14 protein-coding genes are annotated in these 15,965 nt (G+C 48.3%); 5 read left to right on the top strand and 9 right to left on the bottom strand.

The features are described 5' to 3' along the window. Positions 1 to 11: 11 nt before the first annotated feature. Positions 12 to 1,118: a PilT/PilU family type 4a pilus ATPase gene (locus AKJ31_RS09165; RefSeq protein ID WP_053408801.1), complete on the top strand. Its 1,107-nt coding sequence runs from the start codon at positions 12 to 14 to the stop codon at positions 1,116 to 1,118. A 92-nt stretch (positions 1,119 to 1,210) separates the two neighbouring features. On the opposite strand, the gene ruvX is transcribed toward AKJ31_RS09165, so the two are convergent. From ruvX to metK, 8 genes are all read right to left on the bottom strand, one after another. Continuing rightward, the gene (gene ruvX, locus AKJ31_RS09160) at positions 1,211 to 1,633 is read right to left on the bottom strand and encodes a Holliday junction resolvase RuvX (protein ID WP_053408800.1); all 423 of its coding nucleotides are present in this window, start codon (positions 1,631 to 1,633) and stop codon (positions 1,211 to 1,213) included. A 23-nt stretch (positions 1,634 to 1,656) separates the two neighbouring features. Continuing rightward, positions 1,657 to 2,220, bottom strand: a complete 564-nt coding sequence (locus AKJ31_RS09155) for a YqgE/AlgH family protein (RefSeq protein WP_053408799.1) — start codon at positions 2,218 to 2,220, stop codon at positions 1,657 to 1,659. A gap of 58 nt (positions 2,221 to 2,278) precedes the next feature. Next, entirely contained in the window at positions 2,279 to 3,229 is a 951-nt protein-coding gene (gene gshB / locus AKJ31_RS09150) for a glutathione synthase (protein WP_053408798.1), read from the bottom strand. Between the two features lie 13 nt (positions 3,230 to 3,242). Then, positions 3,243 to 3,974 (bottom strand): 16S rRNA (uracil(1498)-N(3))-methyltransferase, encoded by a 732-nt coding sequence (gene rsmE / locus AKJ31_RS09145; RefSeq protein WP_053408797.1) that lies wholly within the window; start codon positions 3,972 to 3,974, stop codon positions 3,243 to 3,245. 104 nt (positions 3,975 to 4,078) lie between these two features. Further along, the gene (endA, locus tag AKJ31_RS09140; RefSeq protein WP_053408796.1) at positions 4,079 to 4,780 is read right to left on the bottom strand and encodes a deoxyribonuclease I; all 702 of its coding nucleotides are present in this window, start codon (positions 4,778 to 4,780) and stop codon (positions 4,079 to 4,081) included. A 78-nt stretch (positions 4,781 to 4,858) separates the two neighbouring features. Further along, complete coding sequence (locus tag AKJ31_RS09135; RefSeq protein WP_053408795.1) at positions 4,859 to 5,356, bottom strand: SprT family zinc-dependent metalloprotease; 498 nt, start codon at positions 5,354 to 5,356, stop codon at positions 4,859 to 4,861. An 83-nt stretch (positions 5,357 to 5,439) separates the two neighbouring features. Beyond that, positions 5,440 to 6,237, bottom strand: a complete 798-nt coding sequence (locus tag AKJ31_RS09130; RefSeq protein WP_053408794.1) for a DUF2189 domain-containing protein — start codon at positions 6,235 to 6,237, stop codon at positions 5,440 to 5,442. 273 nt (positions 6,238 to 6,510) lie between these two features. Then, complete coding sequence (gene metK, locus AKJ31_RS09125; RefSeq protein ID WP_053408793.1) at positions 6,511 to 7,665, bottom strand: methionine adenosyltransferase; 1,155 nt, start codon at positions 7,663 to 7,665, stop codon at positions 6,511 to 6,513. A 305-nt stretch (positions 7,666 to 7,970) separates the two neighbouring features. On the opposite strand from metK, the gene tkt reads away from it, so the two are divergent. After that, entirely contained in the window at positions 7,971 to 9,965 is a 1,995-nt protein-coding gene (tkt, locus tag AKJ31_RS09120) for a transketolase (RefSeq protein ID WP_053408792.1), read from the top strand. 165 nt (positions 9,966 to 10,130) lie between these two features. Next, complete coding sequence (locus tag AKJ31_RS09115; RefSeq protein WP_072161285.1) at positions 10,131 to 11,777, top strand: diacylglycerol kinase family protein; 1,647 nt, start codon at positions 10,131 to 10,133, stop codon at positions 11,775 to 11,777. Here AKJ31_RS09115 and AKJ31_RS09110 read toward each other — a convergent pair. Next, entirely contained in the window at positions 11,774 to 12,676 is a 903-nt protein-coding gene (locus tag AKJ31_RS09110) for a LysR family transcriptional regulator (RefSeq protein ID WP_053408790.1), read from the bottom strand. The genes AKJ31_RS09115 and AKJ31_RS09110 overlap by 4 nt on opposite strands. Before the next feature lie 135 nt (positions 12,677 to 12,811). Between AKJ31_RS09110 and AKJ31_RS09105 the strand changes: the two genes are divergently transcribed. Next, positions 12,812 to 14,770, top strand: coding sequence for a ligand-gated channel protein (locus AKJ31_RS09105; protein WP_053408789.1), 1,959 nt, complete (start codon positions 12,812 to 12,814; stop codon positions 14,768 to 14,770). Between the two features lie 134 nt (positions 14,771 to 14,904). Beyond that, entirely contained in the window at positions 14,905 to 15,930 is a 1,026-nt protein-coding gene (gene epd, locus AKJ31_RS09100) for an erythrose-4-phosphate dehydrogenase (protein ID WP_053408788.1), read from the top strand. Positions 15,931 to 15,965 lie beyond the last annotated feature (35 nt).

Below are 15,965 nucleotides of genomic sequence, written 5' to 3'. Positions count from 1 at the left end.
TAGAGGCACAAATGGACGTAAATGTTTTCCTTCAGGGAATGAATAATCAGAAAGCTTCTGACCTGTATATTACGGTAGGAGCGCCAGTGCTGTACCGTGTTGACGGTGAGTTACGAGCGCATGGTGATAAGCTTTCTCAGGCCGACGTGGACGCGCTACTCTCCAATATGATGGACCCGCAGCGTAAGAGCGAGTTTGACGAAAGCAAAGAAGCAAACTTCGCCATTGTGCGTGATTTTGGCCGCTATCGTGTTTCCGCGTTTTACCAGCGTGAGTTACCTGGTGCAGTGATTCGTCGTATTGAAACCGCTATCCCGACGTTTGAAGAGCTGAAGTTGCCAGATGTGTTGCAAGATTTGGCGATCGCTAAACGCGGCCTAGTGTTGGTCGTCGGTGCAACAGGTTCAGGTAAATCCACCACTATGGCAGCGATGACGGGGTATCGAAATCGACACCGTACGGGGCATATACTGACGATCGAAGACCCGATTGAATTTGTCCATGAACACCAACGCTGCATCGTGACGCAGCGAGAGGTCGGCTTAGATACTGAAAGCTATGAAGTCGCGCTCAAGAACTCGTTGCGCCAAGCGCCAGACATGATTCTGATTGGTGAGATTCGTTCGCGAGAAACCATGGAATACGCGATGACCTTTGCCGAAACTGGTCACTTGTGTATGGCGACACTCCACGCCAATAACGCTAACCAAGCGTTAGAACGTATTCTACATTTGGTGCCGAAAGATCAGAAAGAGCAGTTCTTGTTTGATCTATCGATGAACTTGCGTGGTGTCGTCGGACAGCAACTGATCCGCGATAAAAACGGTCAGGGGCGTCATGGGGTGTTTGAAATCTTGCTTAACAGCCCAAGAATTTCGGATTTGATCCGCCGTGGAGAGTTACACGAACTTAAATCAACCATGGCGAAGTCAAAAGAAGTCGGCATGCAGACGTTCGACCAATCTCTCTACCAATTAGTGATCGACGGTAAGATCAACGAAGACGACGCGATGCACAGTGCTGACTCGGCGAATGACCTACGTTTGATGCTGAAGACGCAACGTGGTGATGCGCCAAACAGTAGCACGCTGATGAACGTGAAAATTGATATGAACTAATACCAATCGTCGTTAATCACTATGCTGAAAAAAGAAAGGCTTGATGAAATCATCAAGCCTTTCTTTTATATTTTGCTGCTAGCGCTATGGCTTTAGCCCCACTGCGCTTCAAACCAGCTTTCGAGGATAATCACCGCTGACTGGCAGTCGACGTTGCCTTTGCTTAGTGCTTTATAGCCGCCCATTTCGAACAGTTCAGAACGCGCTTCGGTCGTTGATAAGCGTTCATCATGCAACTCGACCGGTAAGCCAAAACGTCCGTGTAGACGGTTGGCGAATTTTTTTGCCCTAGGTGTAATGGTTTCTAAGTCTTTACCACGTAGGTCCGTTGGTAGACCTACCACTAATAAGTTCGGTTGCCACTCTTTGATTAATTTCTCGATATCGTCCCAATTTGGTACGCCATCGTTGGCTTTAAAAGCTCTTAGCGGAGACGCGGTTCCGGTAATTTCTTGGCCGATGGCACTACCAATACTCTTGGTACCAAAGTCAAAAGCCATAATGGTTCTGGACATAAATCCTCTGTGTTTACTGCTGGTTATGCGTGGCCAATTTCACAAGATAGCTGAGAGGCGTCAATACCCAGCATCTGTACCGCTTTGCTCCAACGTTCATTAATTGGTGTATTGAAAATCACGTCAGGGTCAGCTTCGATAGTTAACCATGAGTTTTCCGACAATTCACTTTCTAACTGGCCAGCCTCCCAACCTGAGTAGCCCAACGCCACCAAGTAGTTGTTAGGCTCAGCCTCTGTGCCGAGCACACTCAAAATATCTTTGGAAGTTGTGACAGAAAGGTAATCCGTCATCTGAATACTCGACTCGTAGTGGTCTTTCGGATGATGGAGGATAAAACCGCGGTCGCTCGACACGGGGCCGCCATTGAGTACCGGCTTGTCTAAGCTGTCGGTATGCAGTTGCGGGTGAACCGGTTGGACATCGACCTGTTTAAGCATCTTGCCGACGGTGATATCGATTGGAGCATTAATCATTAGACCCATCGCACCTTCATCATTGTGTTCGCACACATAGATAACGCTGCGTTGAAAGTAGGGATCTTTCATCCCGGGCATCGCCACTAAGAAATGGTTGGTTAAATTCATAAAGACTCCAACTTATCACAGGGCGGAAACTCCCGCCCTAACACTCACAAGGCAATACTTATTGCTTGTTGATACGACGTTCAATCGCATCCATAAGTTTGCCGGTAATTGAGATATCAAATGCTGCTTCAATTTCACGAATACACGTCGGGCTTGTTACGTTAATTTCGGTCAGTTTATCGCCAATAACGTCTAGGCCAACGAATATCAGACCTTTTTCCTTAAGTGTAGGCGCTACAGCGGCAGCGATCTGTTTATCTGTCTCACTTAGAGGACGTGCTTCACCTGTACCGCCTGCGGCCAAGTTGCCACGCGTCTCGCCTTTGGCAGGAATTCGTGCCAAACAGTAAGGCATCGCTTCGCCGTCAACCACCAAAATGCGCTTGTCACCATTGCTGATATCAGGAACAAACGTCTGCGCCATGGCGTAGTTTTGGCCGTGGTTCGTCAATGTCTCGATGATCACTGATACGTTTGGATCGTTCTCTTTGACGCGGAAGATAGACGCGCCGCCCATACCGTCAAGTGGTTTAAGGATCACATCACCGTGCTCTTCGCGGAACGCTTTGATCTTGTCTGCTTTGCGCGTCACGATAGTAGTTGGTGTCAGTTCAGGGAACCACGCGGTAAACAACTTCTCGTTACAGTCACGCAGGCTCTGCGGTTTGTTGACGATCAAGGTGCCTTTTTCTTCAGCGCGCTCAAGAATGTAAGTCGCGTAGATGAACTCGGTATCAAACGGAGGATCTTTACGCATCAGTACTGCGTCTAGCTCAGAAAGCTCGATAGTTTGCTCTGATTTGAACTCGTACCAGCCGTTTGGATCTTCTTTCAGCTCAACTACTTTGGTGTCAGCCACAGCAACACCCTGGTCAAGGTGCAGGTCGTTCATCTCCATGTAGTGGATTTCGTAGCCGCGGCGCTGCGCTTCAAGCATCATGGCAAAGCTAGAGTCTTTCTTGATGTTAATGGACGAGATAGGGTCCATTACGATACCTAATTTGATCATTATTTTTCTCCGTTTAACCAAGGTCGCCGAAACGAACTTGAAGGGCAGTAATTGCAGTCAGAGCCGCGGTCTCGGTACGCAAAACGCGTGGGCCAAGCAACGTCTCTTCGAATTGATACTCTTGGGTTTTGGCTATTTCATCTGCCGATAAGCCGCCTTCAGGCCCAATCAATAGACGAACTTTTTCAACCGGGGTCGGTAGGGTATTGATTGAGTATTTTGCGCGTGGATGTAGGTTGAGCTTCAGGCCGTCGTACTCTTCCGCGCACCACTCGTCGAGGTGCATGATAGGGCGAATTTCCGGCACCGTGTTACGTCCACATTGCTCGCAGGCGCTGATCGCAATCTTCTGCCATTGTGCGAGCTTTTTCTCAAAACGCTTTTGGTCGAGTTTAACTCCGCAACGCTCGGAAATCAGAGGCGTAATAGTATTCACCCCTAGTTCGACCGACTTCTGGATCGTAAATTCCATCTTGTCGCCACGCGAAATGACTTGGCCAAGATGCAGGTCAAGCGGAGACTCGGAACTGCGTTCAACGCGCTCTTTCAGCTCGACTTCAACCGACTTTTTCGACACACCTGAAATAACTGCTGGGAATTCAGCACCGCTACCATCAAATAGAAGCACTTCTTGGCCTTCTTTCATGCGCAAAACGCGACCAATGTGTCCCGCTGCGTCTTCACTCAGTGATAGTTCACCGAGCTGGTGGATGGTTTCTGGATGGTAAATTCGTGGGATTCGCATGAGGCTTCCAGCAAGAGAGTTAAAGTTAACTCCTAACATGGATGCTTTATAGCGAAAAAACAAGGGGAAAAGGTGTTTCTTTATTGCAAGAAACACCTTCAATACTAGCGTGCTTGGCAGGCCTCAAACACATATGGGTTGTGGTTGCCTTGGACGTTGAAAATGCGTTGATTGCGTTCGCATTCCCACTCGTCGACCGGATATTGCTTGTTCCAAGCAGTCATTAGGTTGGTTTGCTGTTTTGACAGCTTGAATCCGTACTCTTTGCTCATGTACAAATAAGTACGTGCAATCGAGCCTTTTGCGCGGTCTGGTGGCATGACTTTGCGCTGCTTGAAGTTTACTTGAACTTCGCATCGCCCGTAGGTCGCGCCATCGACGCCATTCCACTGGCTAAAGTTAAAGTTGGAACGGTCACCGTTGACTTCACCAATGGCAGGGGTGAGGTTGTGTAGGTCGGCCTCCATTGAGCGGAAAGTTTGGTCGTTCTTAGTGCAGTTCTTACGCCCGCCGGTTTGCCAACATTGACGTTGATGGCCAAACTGCCAAGCTGGTACGACGTGTTCCCATTCGATTCGAGAGGCGCGTTTTTGTTGTTTACGCACTTCGTAACCACACGATTGTAAATCTGGCACGCCTTTACGACCTTGCCACTGAATGTCACAACCGCAGTAGAAACTGGTTGGGTGGTCGGCATAAATTTTTACCGCTTCTTTTTTCGCTTTAGAAAAAGAACTCGGCGGGGCAGCAAATGCAGAGCTAACAAGCAAGCTGAGCGAGACAGCAATAACGGATAGTATCTTCATTGTTCTACGTATTAGAAAAGTATTAGAAAATTAAGTCTAACACGCAGAATATGAATTAATTAAAGCGAAATAAGTAAATTAAGAGAGCTGTTTTCCAGTAAAACTCAGCGTGTTTTTACACTGCTGACAGCGATAACTTGCTTGCTGGCGAAGGACTTTGTTGTGGCGACGAATCGACAATGGGTAGGTCGTGCAGTTACAGCGGTATTCGAATGTTTTGCCTTGGACTGAGTTAACCGAGAAACTGTGGGTTGTTCGTGCGGGGATACCAAATACCGCTTCCATCACGCCTTGCCACTCTTTGCCGTGTGGTCGAACGCGACCATAAACTTGATGGGTAACTAAATGGGCCACTTCATGTGGGATGACTTCTTCCAAGAACGCCTGTCTACTTTCAGCAAGTAACACAGGGTTTAAGCGGATTTCGTTGAGTTGCAAGTACGCTTTCCCCGCGGCTTTGCCTCTGAGTTTGAAGCTGACCGAAGGGTGAGCAAAGCGCCGCCCAAATGCCGTCTGGGCTTGTTGTAGGCAACCGGCGATGACTTGTTCAATCCGATATTGTGTTTCGATATCCACGCTTACTCCAGCCACTGTTACTACAAACAAAGAACCCCAGCACTTAGGCTGGGGCGCATCATAAACCGAATCTTACTCAGAAGTTAAGGAGTATGTTTTTTCTTGATGGTTTCGTGGTACCCGTGCCAAGTGGCGTAGCCAAGAATCGGCATAGTAAACAACATACCAATCCCGTAGGTGGCAAAGCCGACCAAAATACCGCCGCAAATCAATAGTGCCCACACGATCATCGCTGGGATGTTGGATTTAACCGCGTTAAAGCTGCTGAATACGGCTGTCATAACGTCTACTCGACGTTCCATCATCAGTGGAATTGAAAATGCCGAGATGCTGAACACCACGGCTGCCAGCACAAAGCCCACCAGTGAGCCGATGACTAAGAAAGGTAAAAAGTCAGCGAGTGGTGCGCCTTGCACCGAAGGGTAGAGCGCGTGGAGCAGGGCAGCAATACGCATCCAGAAGATCATACAAACCGCAAGTAATACCGCAAACGCCCACTGTGACGTTGAGTTGCGACCGATAGCTTTCATCGAGTGGAGTAGGCTGGCTTTGTGGCCTTTTTCTCTTTCCCAACTAGCGTCGTATAAACCTAACGCAAGGAATGGGCCGATAAGCATGTAAACAATCAGGCTTGGGAGCACGACTAAGTGTGTGCCTTGCCATTGTACTAACAATACGATACCTATCGCTGCGACCATAAAGCACAGCCCGTAGAACACGCTAATCAGCGGCATTCGAACAAAATCATGCAGACCAAGCGATAACCAATGAAAAGGGGCGGAGATGCTCAGTTGGTTACATGGGATGGTACGTGCATACTCTTTATCTGAGACTTCCTTTCGCTTATCGCTGAAGTCATGTGGATTAACCGTACGAGGCATATATCCTCCTTGATCGATTCTCTGTTCTCACCAAACCACTTGGCTTGGCGTGTTTGAAACTCGATGCCCGGTTGTAATGACTTCGTATCTGGGGCAAGAGTTTATAGTGTTTACGAAACAAACAGCGTGATTGATTACTTTCGTTAACATATTTTTAACTATTGACCGCTTGGCAAAAAAATACAAATTTGTTGGGGACTTTTTATCGACAATAAAAAAGAGCTTCTGGTTGCCCAGAAGCTCTTTCGAATTTTTCACTGTCAGTGGCTTAAATTACTTAAGACCAGCGAACTCACGTAGAAGTACCGCTTTGTCAGTCGCTTCCCAAGGGAATTCTTCGCGACCGAAGTGACCGTATGCTGCTGTCTTCTTGTAGATTGGCTGCAGAAGGTTCAGCATTTCTTGTAGGCCGTATGGGCGTAAGTCGAAGAACTGACGTACTGCTTCGATGATGATGTCGTGAGATACTTTTTCAGTACCGAACGTTTCCACCATGATTGATGTCGGATCAGCAACACCGATAGCGTAAGAAAGTTGGATTTCACAACGGTCAGCTAGGCCAGCCGCAACAATGTTTTTCGCAACGTAACGTGCTGCGTATGCTGCAGAACGGTCTACTTTTGATGGATCTTTACCAGAGAACGCACCGCCGCCGTGACGCGCCGCACCGCCGTAGGTATCGACGATGATCTTACGACCAGTTAGACCACAGTCACCCATTGGGCCACCGATTACGAAACGGCCTGTTGGGTTGATGAAGAAGTTAGTCTCTTTGTTGATCCATTCAGAAGGCAGTACTGGCTTGATGATCTCTTCCATTACTGCTTCACGTAGGTCTGGAGTAGAGATTGAATCACAGTGCTGAGTTGATAGAACAACTGCGTCGATACCAACGATCTTGCCTTGGTCGTACTGGAATGTTACCTGAGATTTCGCGTCTGGACGCAACCAAGGTAAAGTGCCGTTTTTACGTACTTCTGCTTGTTTTTCAACAAGACGGTGGGAGTAAGTAATTGGAGCTGGCATTAGAACGTCTGTTTCGTTACATGCGTAACCGAACATGATGCCTTGGTCGCCCGCGCCTTGCTCTTTAGGGTCAGCTTTATCAACACCTTGGTTGATGTCTGGTGACTGTTTACCGATTGTGTTTAGTACTGCACAAGAGTCAGCGTCAAACCCCATGTCTGAATGAACGTAGCCGATTTCACGAACGGTTTGACGAGTTAGTTCTTCAATGTCAACCCATGCAGAAGTCGTGATTTCACCACCGACCATTACCATACCAGTTTTAACGTAAGTCTCACAGGCAACACGAGCCTTTGGATCTTGCTCTAGAATCGCGTCAAGAACCGCATCAGAAATCTGGTCTGCAATTTTATCTGGATGACCTTCTGATACTGACTCAGAAGTAAACAGGTGCTTAGCCATGTTAGCTCCACTTTATTTGGTTAAAAACTGGAGCATGATAAACGCTCCAGAGCAAATTAATACTAATATATGTAGGTGTATCTACATCTAGACGGCTATTTTAAATTTGATTGCTCGAATTACAAGCTCTTTTTTGGTTTTTGTTATAACCAAACGTTTGCTTTAATTCTGGTTAAATTGAACGATTTGGAGCGAAAGCTGCGATATTTGTGAGCTTCTGGCTTGGAAAACGTTTGCACAGCCTCTGAGGCTTTGAGAGAATTATGACCCATTTTTCGTATCGCTTAATGTACTCAGGAGCAGACATGTCGTCTCGTAAACACCTTGCCAATGCGATCCGCGCTTTAAGCATGGATGGCGTTCAAAAAGCTAACTCTGGCCACCCTGGCGCCCCTATGGGTATGGCTGATATCGCTGAAGTTCTTTGGCGTTCTCATCTAAACCACAACCCTACTAACCCAGAGTGGGCTGACCGCGACCGTTTCGTACTATCAAACGGCCACGGCTCTATGCTGATTTACTCTTTGCTTCACCTAAGTGGTTACGAGCTATCTATCGACGATCTGAAAAACTTCCGTCAACTGCATTCTAAAACTCCGGGTCACCCTGAGTACGGCTACGCACCTGGTGTTGAAACCACTACGGGTCCACTAGGCCAAGGTATCACTAACGCGGTAGGTATGGCGTTGGCAGAAAAAGCGCTAGCAGCGCAGTTCAACCAAGAAGGCCACGACATCGTTGACCACTTCACTTACGTGTTCATGGGTGACGGCTGTCTGATGGAAGGCATCTCGCACGAGGCATGTTCTCTGGCTGGCACGCTAGGTCTAGGCAAACTGATCGCGTTCTGGGATGACAACGGCATCTCTATCGATGGTGAAGTAGAAGGCTGGTTCTCTGACGATACACCTAAGCGTTTTGAAGCGTACGGTTGGCACGTAATTCCGGCGGTAGACGGCCACGATCCTGAAGCGATTAACGCAGCAATTGAAGCGGCTAAAGCAGACCCTCGCCCAACGCTAATCTGTACTAAGACGATTATCGGTTTTGGTTCACCAAACAAAGCTGGCTCGCACGACTGTCACGGTGCACCACTTGGCGCTGACGAAATTAAAGCGGCACGTGAATTCCTAGGTTGGGAATACGAAGCGTTTGAAATCCCAGCAGACGTATACGCAGAATGGGATGCAAAAGATGCAGGCGCGGCGAAAGAAGCGGAGTGGAACGAGAAGTTTGTCGCTTATGAAACTGCATATCCAGAGCTTGCTGCAGAATTCAAACGCCGCGTAAACGGCGAGCTACCAGCGCAGTGGGAAGAGAAAGCAAGCCAAATCATTGCTGACCTTCAAGCAAACCCAGCGAACATCGCATCACGTAAAGCATCACAAAATGCACTAGAAGCGTTCGGTGCGCTATTACCTGAGTTCATGGGCGGCTCTGCTGACCTTGCGCCTTCTAACCTTACTATGTGGTCTGGCTCTAAGTCTCTTGAAGCAGACGACTTCTCTGGCAACTACGTGCATTACGGCGTACGTGAGTTCGGTATGACGGCTATCATGAACGGTATCGCTCTACACGGTGGTTTCGTTCCTTACGGCGCAACATTCCTAATGTTTATGGAATACGCACGTAACGCAATGCGCATGGCAGCTCTGATGAAGATTCAGAACATCCAAGTGTACACGCACGACTCTATCGGTCTTGGCGAAGATGGCCCAACTCACCAACCGGTTGAGCAAATGGCGTCTCTACGTCTGACTCCAAACATGAGCACATGGCGTCCATGTGACCAGGTTGAATCAGCAGTGGCTTGGAAACTAGCTATCGAACGTAAAGATGCGCCAACAGCGCTTATCTTCTCGCGTCAGAACCTAGCACAACAAGAGCGCACAGCTGAGCAAGTTGCGGACATCGCAAAAGGTGGTTACATCCTGAAAGATTGCGCAGGCAAGCCAGAACTTATCTTGATTGCAACAGGTTCAGAAGTTGAGCTCGCAGTAGAAGCAGCAGCACAACTAACAGCAGAAGGTAAGCTAGTACGCGTTGTTTCAATGCCATCAACGGATGCATTCGACAAGCAAGACGCGGCTTACCGTGAAGCAGTACTGCCATCAGACGTAACAGCGCGTATCGCTATCGAAGCGGGCATCGCGGACTTCTGGTACAAGTACGTAGGCTTTGGCGGCAAGATCATCGGTATGACAACTTTCGGTGAATCTGCACCTGCAGGCGAACTGTTCAAGATGTTCGGCTTCACGACTGAAAACGTAGTGAACACAGCAAAAGAATTGCTAGCGTAAGTGAACGACTGTTGAAGAAAAAGAGGGCCATCATCGATGGCTCTCTTTTTTTATATTCTAATTAATGCGACAGAAGTGTTTGATAGATAAAGTTAAAAAATGACATAGAGTAACTATACTCACTATTCGCCCCATCGTGCTTTTAGACCAAATTATGGAGTGTGTATGCGAATAGCCACCTATTATATGTTCGGTAGCATTGTTGCTTTCGTCTTGTCGTTGTTGAGCCCTTGGTGGGTTTTAGCTGTGCTGATGTTGTGGGTTGCAATATCCTTAGCCTTGGTTGCATTGGCCTATTACAAAAATAACGGACGTATTTTCCGTAAACGCAGCGATGGAACCATCCCGAAAGCCGTTAGAATTCTCTTCTGGCCTTTTATGCTGGGCGTCTACACATACAACCGCATAATACGCTCGATTACCTCACTGCCCAGTATTCAGCGTATTGAACCCGGTTTGTTTCTTGCGGCCAGATTAACGCCAGCCGATGTCGAGGCGTTACACGCGCATGAGATTGACGCGGTATTAGACGTTACGGCTGAGTTTGAGAGCTTAAATGTATCGCTAGTCGGCGAGGGGATCGAATATTTGAATGTTCCCGTGCTCGACCATGCTTATCCTGATTTTCCTACCTTATTAAAAGCGGTGCGTTGGATTGAATCACAACGCAAGAAGAACCGCTCGGTGGTGGTACATTGTGCGTTAGGACGTGGACGCTCGGTGATGATCATGGTCGCCTACTTGTTAGCTCGAGACCCGGACAAAAGCATCGCTGAGGTGATGGAGCAAATCCAGTCAATTCGTCATCGCGCGCGACTTAACTCTTCGCAGTACAAAGCGCTGCAAGAATACATCGCCAACCAAGAGTTTGGCCTGGCCAAACCACAGATCGTCATTATCGCTAATCCTGTTTCTGGCGGCGGCAAATGGCCTGAGAACAAAGCGGATATTTTGGCGACGTTATCGCCTTATTTTACTATCGAGATAAAAGAAACCACCGAGCAGGTAACGGCTGCACAATTGGCTAAGCAAGCTCTGGTTCAACAGCCCGATATGGTTATTGCCGCTGGTGGCGATGGGACGGTCAATGAAGTTGCAGCAGAAATGGTCGGCAGCAACATACGTTTTGCGATTCTGCCTTGTGGTACTGCGAATGCGCTCTGTCATGCAATGTGGGGGATTCGCTCTAAATTTACCCCAGTCACTATGGCGTGTGATGCGATCATACACGGTGATACACGGATGATCGACGTCGCGCAGTGCAATGATCAGATTGCGCTACTGATCGTCGCGGTTGGCTTCGAGCAACAGATGATCGAATTCGCGAACCGGGATGAAAAGAACAACGACGGGCAAGGGGCGTATCTAAAAGGCTTCCTTAATGCAGTCACTAGCGGAGAAGTGCTCTCGCTGTATGTACGTTTTGACGATCAAGAAGAGCAAGTGATCGATACCCACAGTATGGTTATTGCCAATGCCGCGCCATTCAGCACTTTGCTGGCGCAAGGGAGCGGTGAACCCGACATCAATGATGGTAAGTTGGACGTCACTTGGATCCCTGAAGCGGAGCTGCCGGGAATGCACGTATTGTCATTGACCGAGTTAGTGCTCTCCGGTTTTACTTCTGAAAAAATCGGTGGATTTACTGAGCACAAACAAGTGGAGTCGGTGCAAATTCATCACCCTGATGGTCTCAAGTACGTTATTGATGGCGAGTTGTTTGAAGGTGAACGCTTGCAAATTAAGGTCAAGCCCGATGCATTAAGCGTAATGTCGCCGAAAGAGCCTGACCTTGCGGATGTGACCCTTTAAACAGAACAATTCAACCACAGTTCTGGAACGCTGCGTTGGATGCTTTCGAGCAGAGCGGATAAACGCAGCGGAGGGCGCCCGGCTGGCGTGTAGCAATTGATCGCGATAGGCTCAGACAACCACCCTTCAAGGCAGGCTGTGATTCGGCCTGGATGATGTTTTTCGTATCCTTGCGCCGTCCAAGTCGGGAGCAAGCCAACCCCGTGTCCATTCGCGATGCTGTCGATCTGCATCGCGATGTTGTCACTGTATAAACGACTGGTCATTGGCTCAAGGTAGTAACTGCCATGTTGTGGATGGGTAAGCTGCAACCCGTTTTCCCGCACAGAGCCGAAGTCAATCCAAGGGTGGGTAAGTAAATCTCTTGGATGTTTGAACGCCCCGTGTTTTTCAAGATAGCTTGGAGCGGCAAACGGCGTATAGCGAAAATGACCAAGTGTTTGCTTGCGCCAGTCCAACTCTCCGTGTTCACCCAGCCAGATAAATAAATCTGGGTCGTGGTGCTGATCAGAAAAGTCACTGGTCAGTCGAATGCTGACTTGTGGGTTATCGGCGAGGAACTGGTTAAGTACATCACCCAACCAACTGCGTACCAAAGCAGCGTGACAGACAATATTCAGCGAGCCAGACACTTGGTTGTTCAATCCTTGCAGCGCATCGTAACTCTCTTCACTGAGCTCGAGTATTTGTCGGCTGTAGTGTGCAAAGATCTCGCCAGCGCGAGTCAACACCAAGCGATTACCTTGGCGGGTTGTGAGCGCCTGACCAAAGTCTTCTTCTAATTGCGCTAAGCGTCGGCTCAACGTTGATTTTGGCTGGTTGAGTGCTTTGGCCGCGGCAGTCAGGCTTTTGTGTTGATTGAGCGCATCAAAAGCGCGAATCGAAGCTAGATCGTGCATTTTAATTCCTACACCCGCAAACAAAGCGTTCCATATTTGGGAAAAACCGTTCCACAAGTCTCACTATACATCTCATTCTATTTATGAATAATTCTCGTTCGAAAATAATAATCATTATCAATTATGGAGATAGAGATGTCTACCCTCAAACTGCCGGTTCTCAGTGCGACTGGTGTTTTAGCCTTCGTCAGTGTTCCTCATGTGTTTGCCAATGATGCAGTATCTCAAATGGATACAGTGGTTGTGACTGCATCAGGTTACGAACAATCACAGGCTGATGCTCCCGCGAGTATCAGTGTTATTTCCCGCCAAGACTTAGAGTCTCGTTACTACCGTGATGTGACCGACGCGCTGAAAAGTGTACCGGGTGTCGTGGTCACCGGCGGTGGTGATACGACGGATGTCAGTATTCGTGGCATGGGGTCAAAATACACCTTGATCCTAGTGGACGGTAAGCGTCAGAGTACTCGTGAAACTCGCCCAAACAGTGATGGTCCAGGGATTGAACAAGGTTGGCTACCACCGCTACAAGCAATTGAGCGTATTGAGGTGATCCGCGGCCCAATGTCTACACTCTACGGTTCAGATGCGATTGGTGGTGTGATCAACGTGATCACTCGAAAAGACGCACCTGAATGGACCGGTAACGTACAGCTTGGCACAGTAGTGCAAGAGAACAGCCGTTCTGGCGGTGAGCAAAGTGCTAATTTCTTCTTGAATGGCCCGATAGCGGAAGACTTATCACTGCAAGTTTATGGTCAGTACACTGCTCGTGAAGAAGACGACATTGAACACGGCTATGAAGACAAAGACCTGCAAAGCATCTCTTCTAAGCTCACTTATCAAATCAACGACCGCCATTCGGTTCAACTAGAAGGTGGTACTTCCGCACAAAGTCGCCGTGGCAACGTGGGATTGTCGGTACCTACATCGGGCTGTCGTGGCGGCTGTGAGGACTCACTCAACGAGTACCGCCGTACTTACGTGACGGTAAGTCACACAGGGGACTGGGAGTCGCTCGGTTATTCAGATACTTACCTGCAGCGCGAAGAGAGTGAGAATAAATCGCGTGAAATGACGATCGTGAATACGACATTCAAATCGAGTTTGGCGACCAATATCGGCAACCACATGGTGACGACGGGTGTCGATGCGAACCATGCCGAGCTGGAGGATTTTACGTCGAACAAAGCTTCATCAAAGACGGAAACATCAAACACCCAGTGGGCGGTATTTATTGAAGACGAATGGACCATTGTTGAACCATTTAGCTTAACTTTGGGTGGACGTTTAGACCACGATGAAAACTACGGTTCGCACTTTAGCCCTCGAGCTTACGGTGTTTGGCGAATTGACCCAGCTTGGACTTTGAAAGGTGGTGTGGCTACAGGCTTCCGCTCTCCTCAGCTACGTGAAATTACCGAGGGTTGGGCGCAAGTCAGCGGTGGCGGCAACATTTACGGTAACCCAGACCTAGATCCGGAAACCTCACTCAACAAAGAAATCAGCCTGATGTACCAAAGCGAATCAGGACTGGATGCGTCCCTGACGGTATTCCATAACGAATTCAAAGATAAGATCACACGAGTGGTGTGTCCGGACACGCTGTGTACCGACGGACCAAACCAATGGGGGGCTGACCCAACATACCGTATCAACGTTGACGAAGCGGTGACCCAAGGCGTTGAGGCGACTTTCGCGATGCCAGTCAGTGACACGGTTTACATGAGCTCAAGCTACACCTTTACCGATTCTGAGCAAAAGACAGGTGAGTACAAAGGGATGCCATTGCAACAACTGCCTAAGCATTTGTTCAATGTGGACGTGAGCTGGCAAACCACTGATAAACTTGAAAGCTGGACCAAAGTGACTTATCGCGGTGAAGAGATGGACCCGGTAACAGGGCCGTCAAGAACCAGTATCATTGAACCTGCGTACACCTTTGTCGATGCTGGTGTGACGTATCAGCTAACCGACAACACCAAGCTCAAAGGTGCGATTTATAACTTGCTGGACGAAGAAATCAGCTATGAAGAGTACGGCTATGTTGAAGACGGTCGCCGTTACTGGCTAGGTTTAGACGTCGCGTTCTAAATCTTGATTGAAACTAACAAGGCCGGCTTTGCTGCGGCCTTGTTTAATCTCGCCTCGCCTTGATTCAACAGGTGCGCTTTGCTGCCTTATCAGTTACTATCTGTGACACGAAAAGTGAGTAGGGCGAAGGAATCATGCTAAAAGTTGCGATCAATGGATTTGGACGTATCGGTCGTAATGTCTTAAGAGCGGTATATGAAAGCGGCAAAAACCAGCAAATTAAGGTCGTGGCGGTCAATGAACTGGCTCAACCTGATGCGATGGCGCACTTGCTGCAATACGATACCAGCCACGGACGCTTTGGTAAGAAGATCACTAACGATCAAGAACACATCTATGTTCACCACGAAAGCGGCGAGTTTGACTCGATCCGCATCCTTCATCTCTCGGAAATTAACTTATTGCCTTGGCGTGACCTTGACGTCGACATCGTACTCGACTGTACCGGTGTTTTCGGTTCTCAAGCCGATGGACAAGAACACATTCAGGCCGGCGCGAAGAAAGTGCTCTTTTCTCATCCTGGAGCAAACGACGTCGACAACACCATTATCTACGGTGTGAACCACGAATCCCTAACCGCTGATCATAACGTGGTATCGAACGGCTCTTGTACCACCAACTGTATTGTGCCGATCATCAAGGCGCTTGATGACGCATTTGGCATCGACTCCGGAACGATCACTACCATTCACTCATCGATGAATGACCAGCAGGTGATCGACGCATACCATTCTGACCTGAGACGAACTCGCGCAGCCAGTCAATCTATCATTCCAGTAGACACTAAGTTGCATAAGGGTATTGAAAGAATATTCCCGAAATTTTCCAACAAATTTGAAGCAATTTCGGTCAGAGTACCGACTGTAAACGTCACTGCGATGGATTTAAGTGTCACAATTAATACAAATGTGAAAGTTAATGACGTAAATCAAACCATTGTTAATGCCTCTCAGTGTACATTACAGGGCATTGTTGACTATACTGAAGCTCCGCTCGTTTCTATCGACTTTAATCATGATCCCCATAGCGCGATTGTCGATGGTACACAGACTCGAGTGAGTAATGGGCACTTGGTTAAAATGCTCGTTTGGTGCGATAACGAATGGGGCTTTGCGAACCGCATGCTGGATACTGCGCTCGTAATGCAAGCTGCGAAATAAGTCGTAGAGCAGCACTGGAGAAATATTTATTTTAA

The sequence above is a fragment of the Vibrio hepatarius genome, assembly GCF_001274785.1.
Classification (GTDB): domain Bacteria; phylum Pseudomonadota; class Gammaproteobacteria; order Enterobacterales; family Vibrionaceae; genus Vibrio; species Vibrio hepatarius.
Note: the sequence above shows the minus strand (reverse complement) of the source record. Positions and strands in the feature narration are given on the sequence as shown.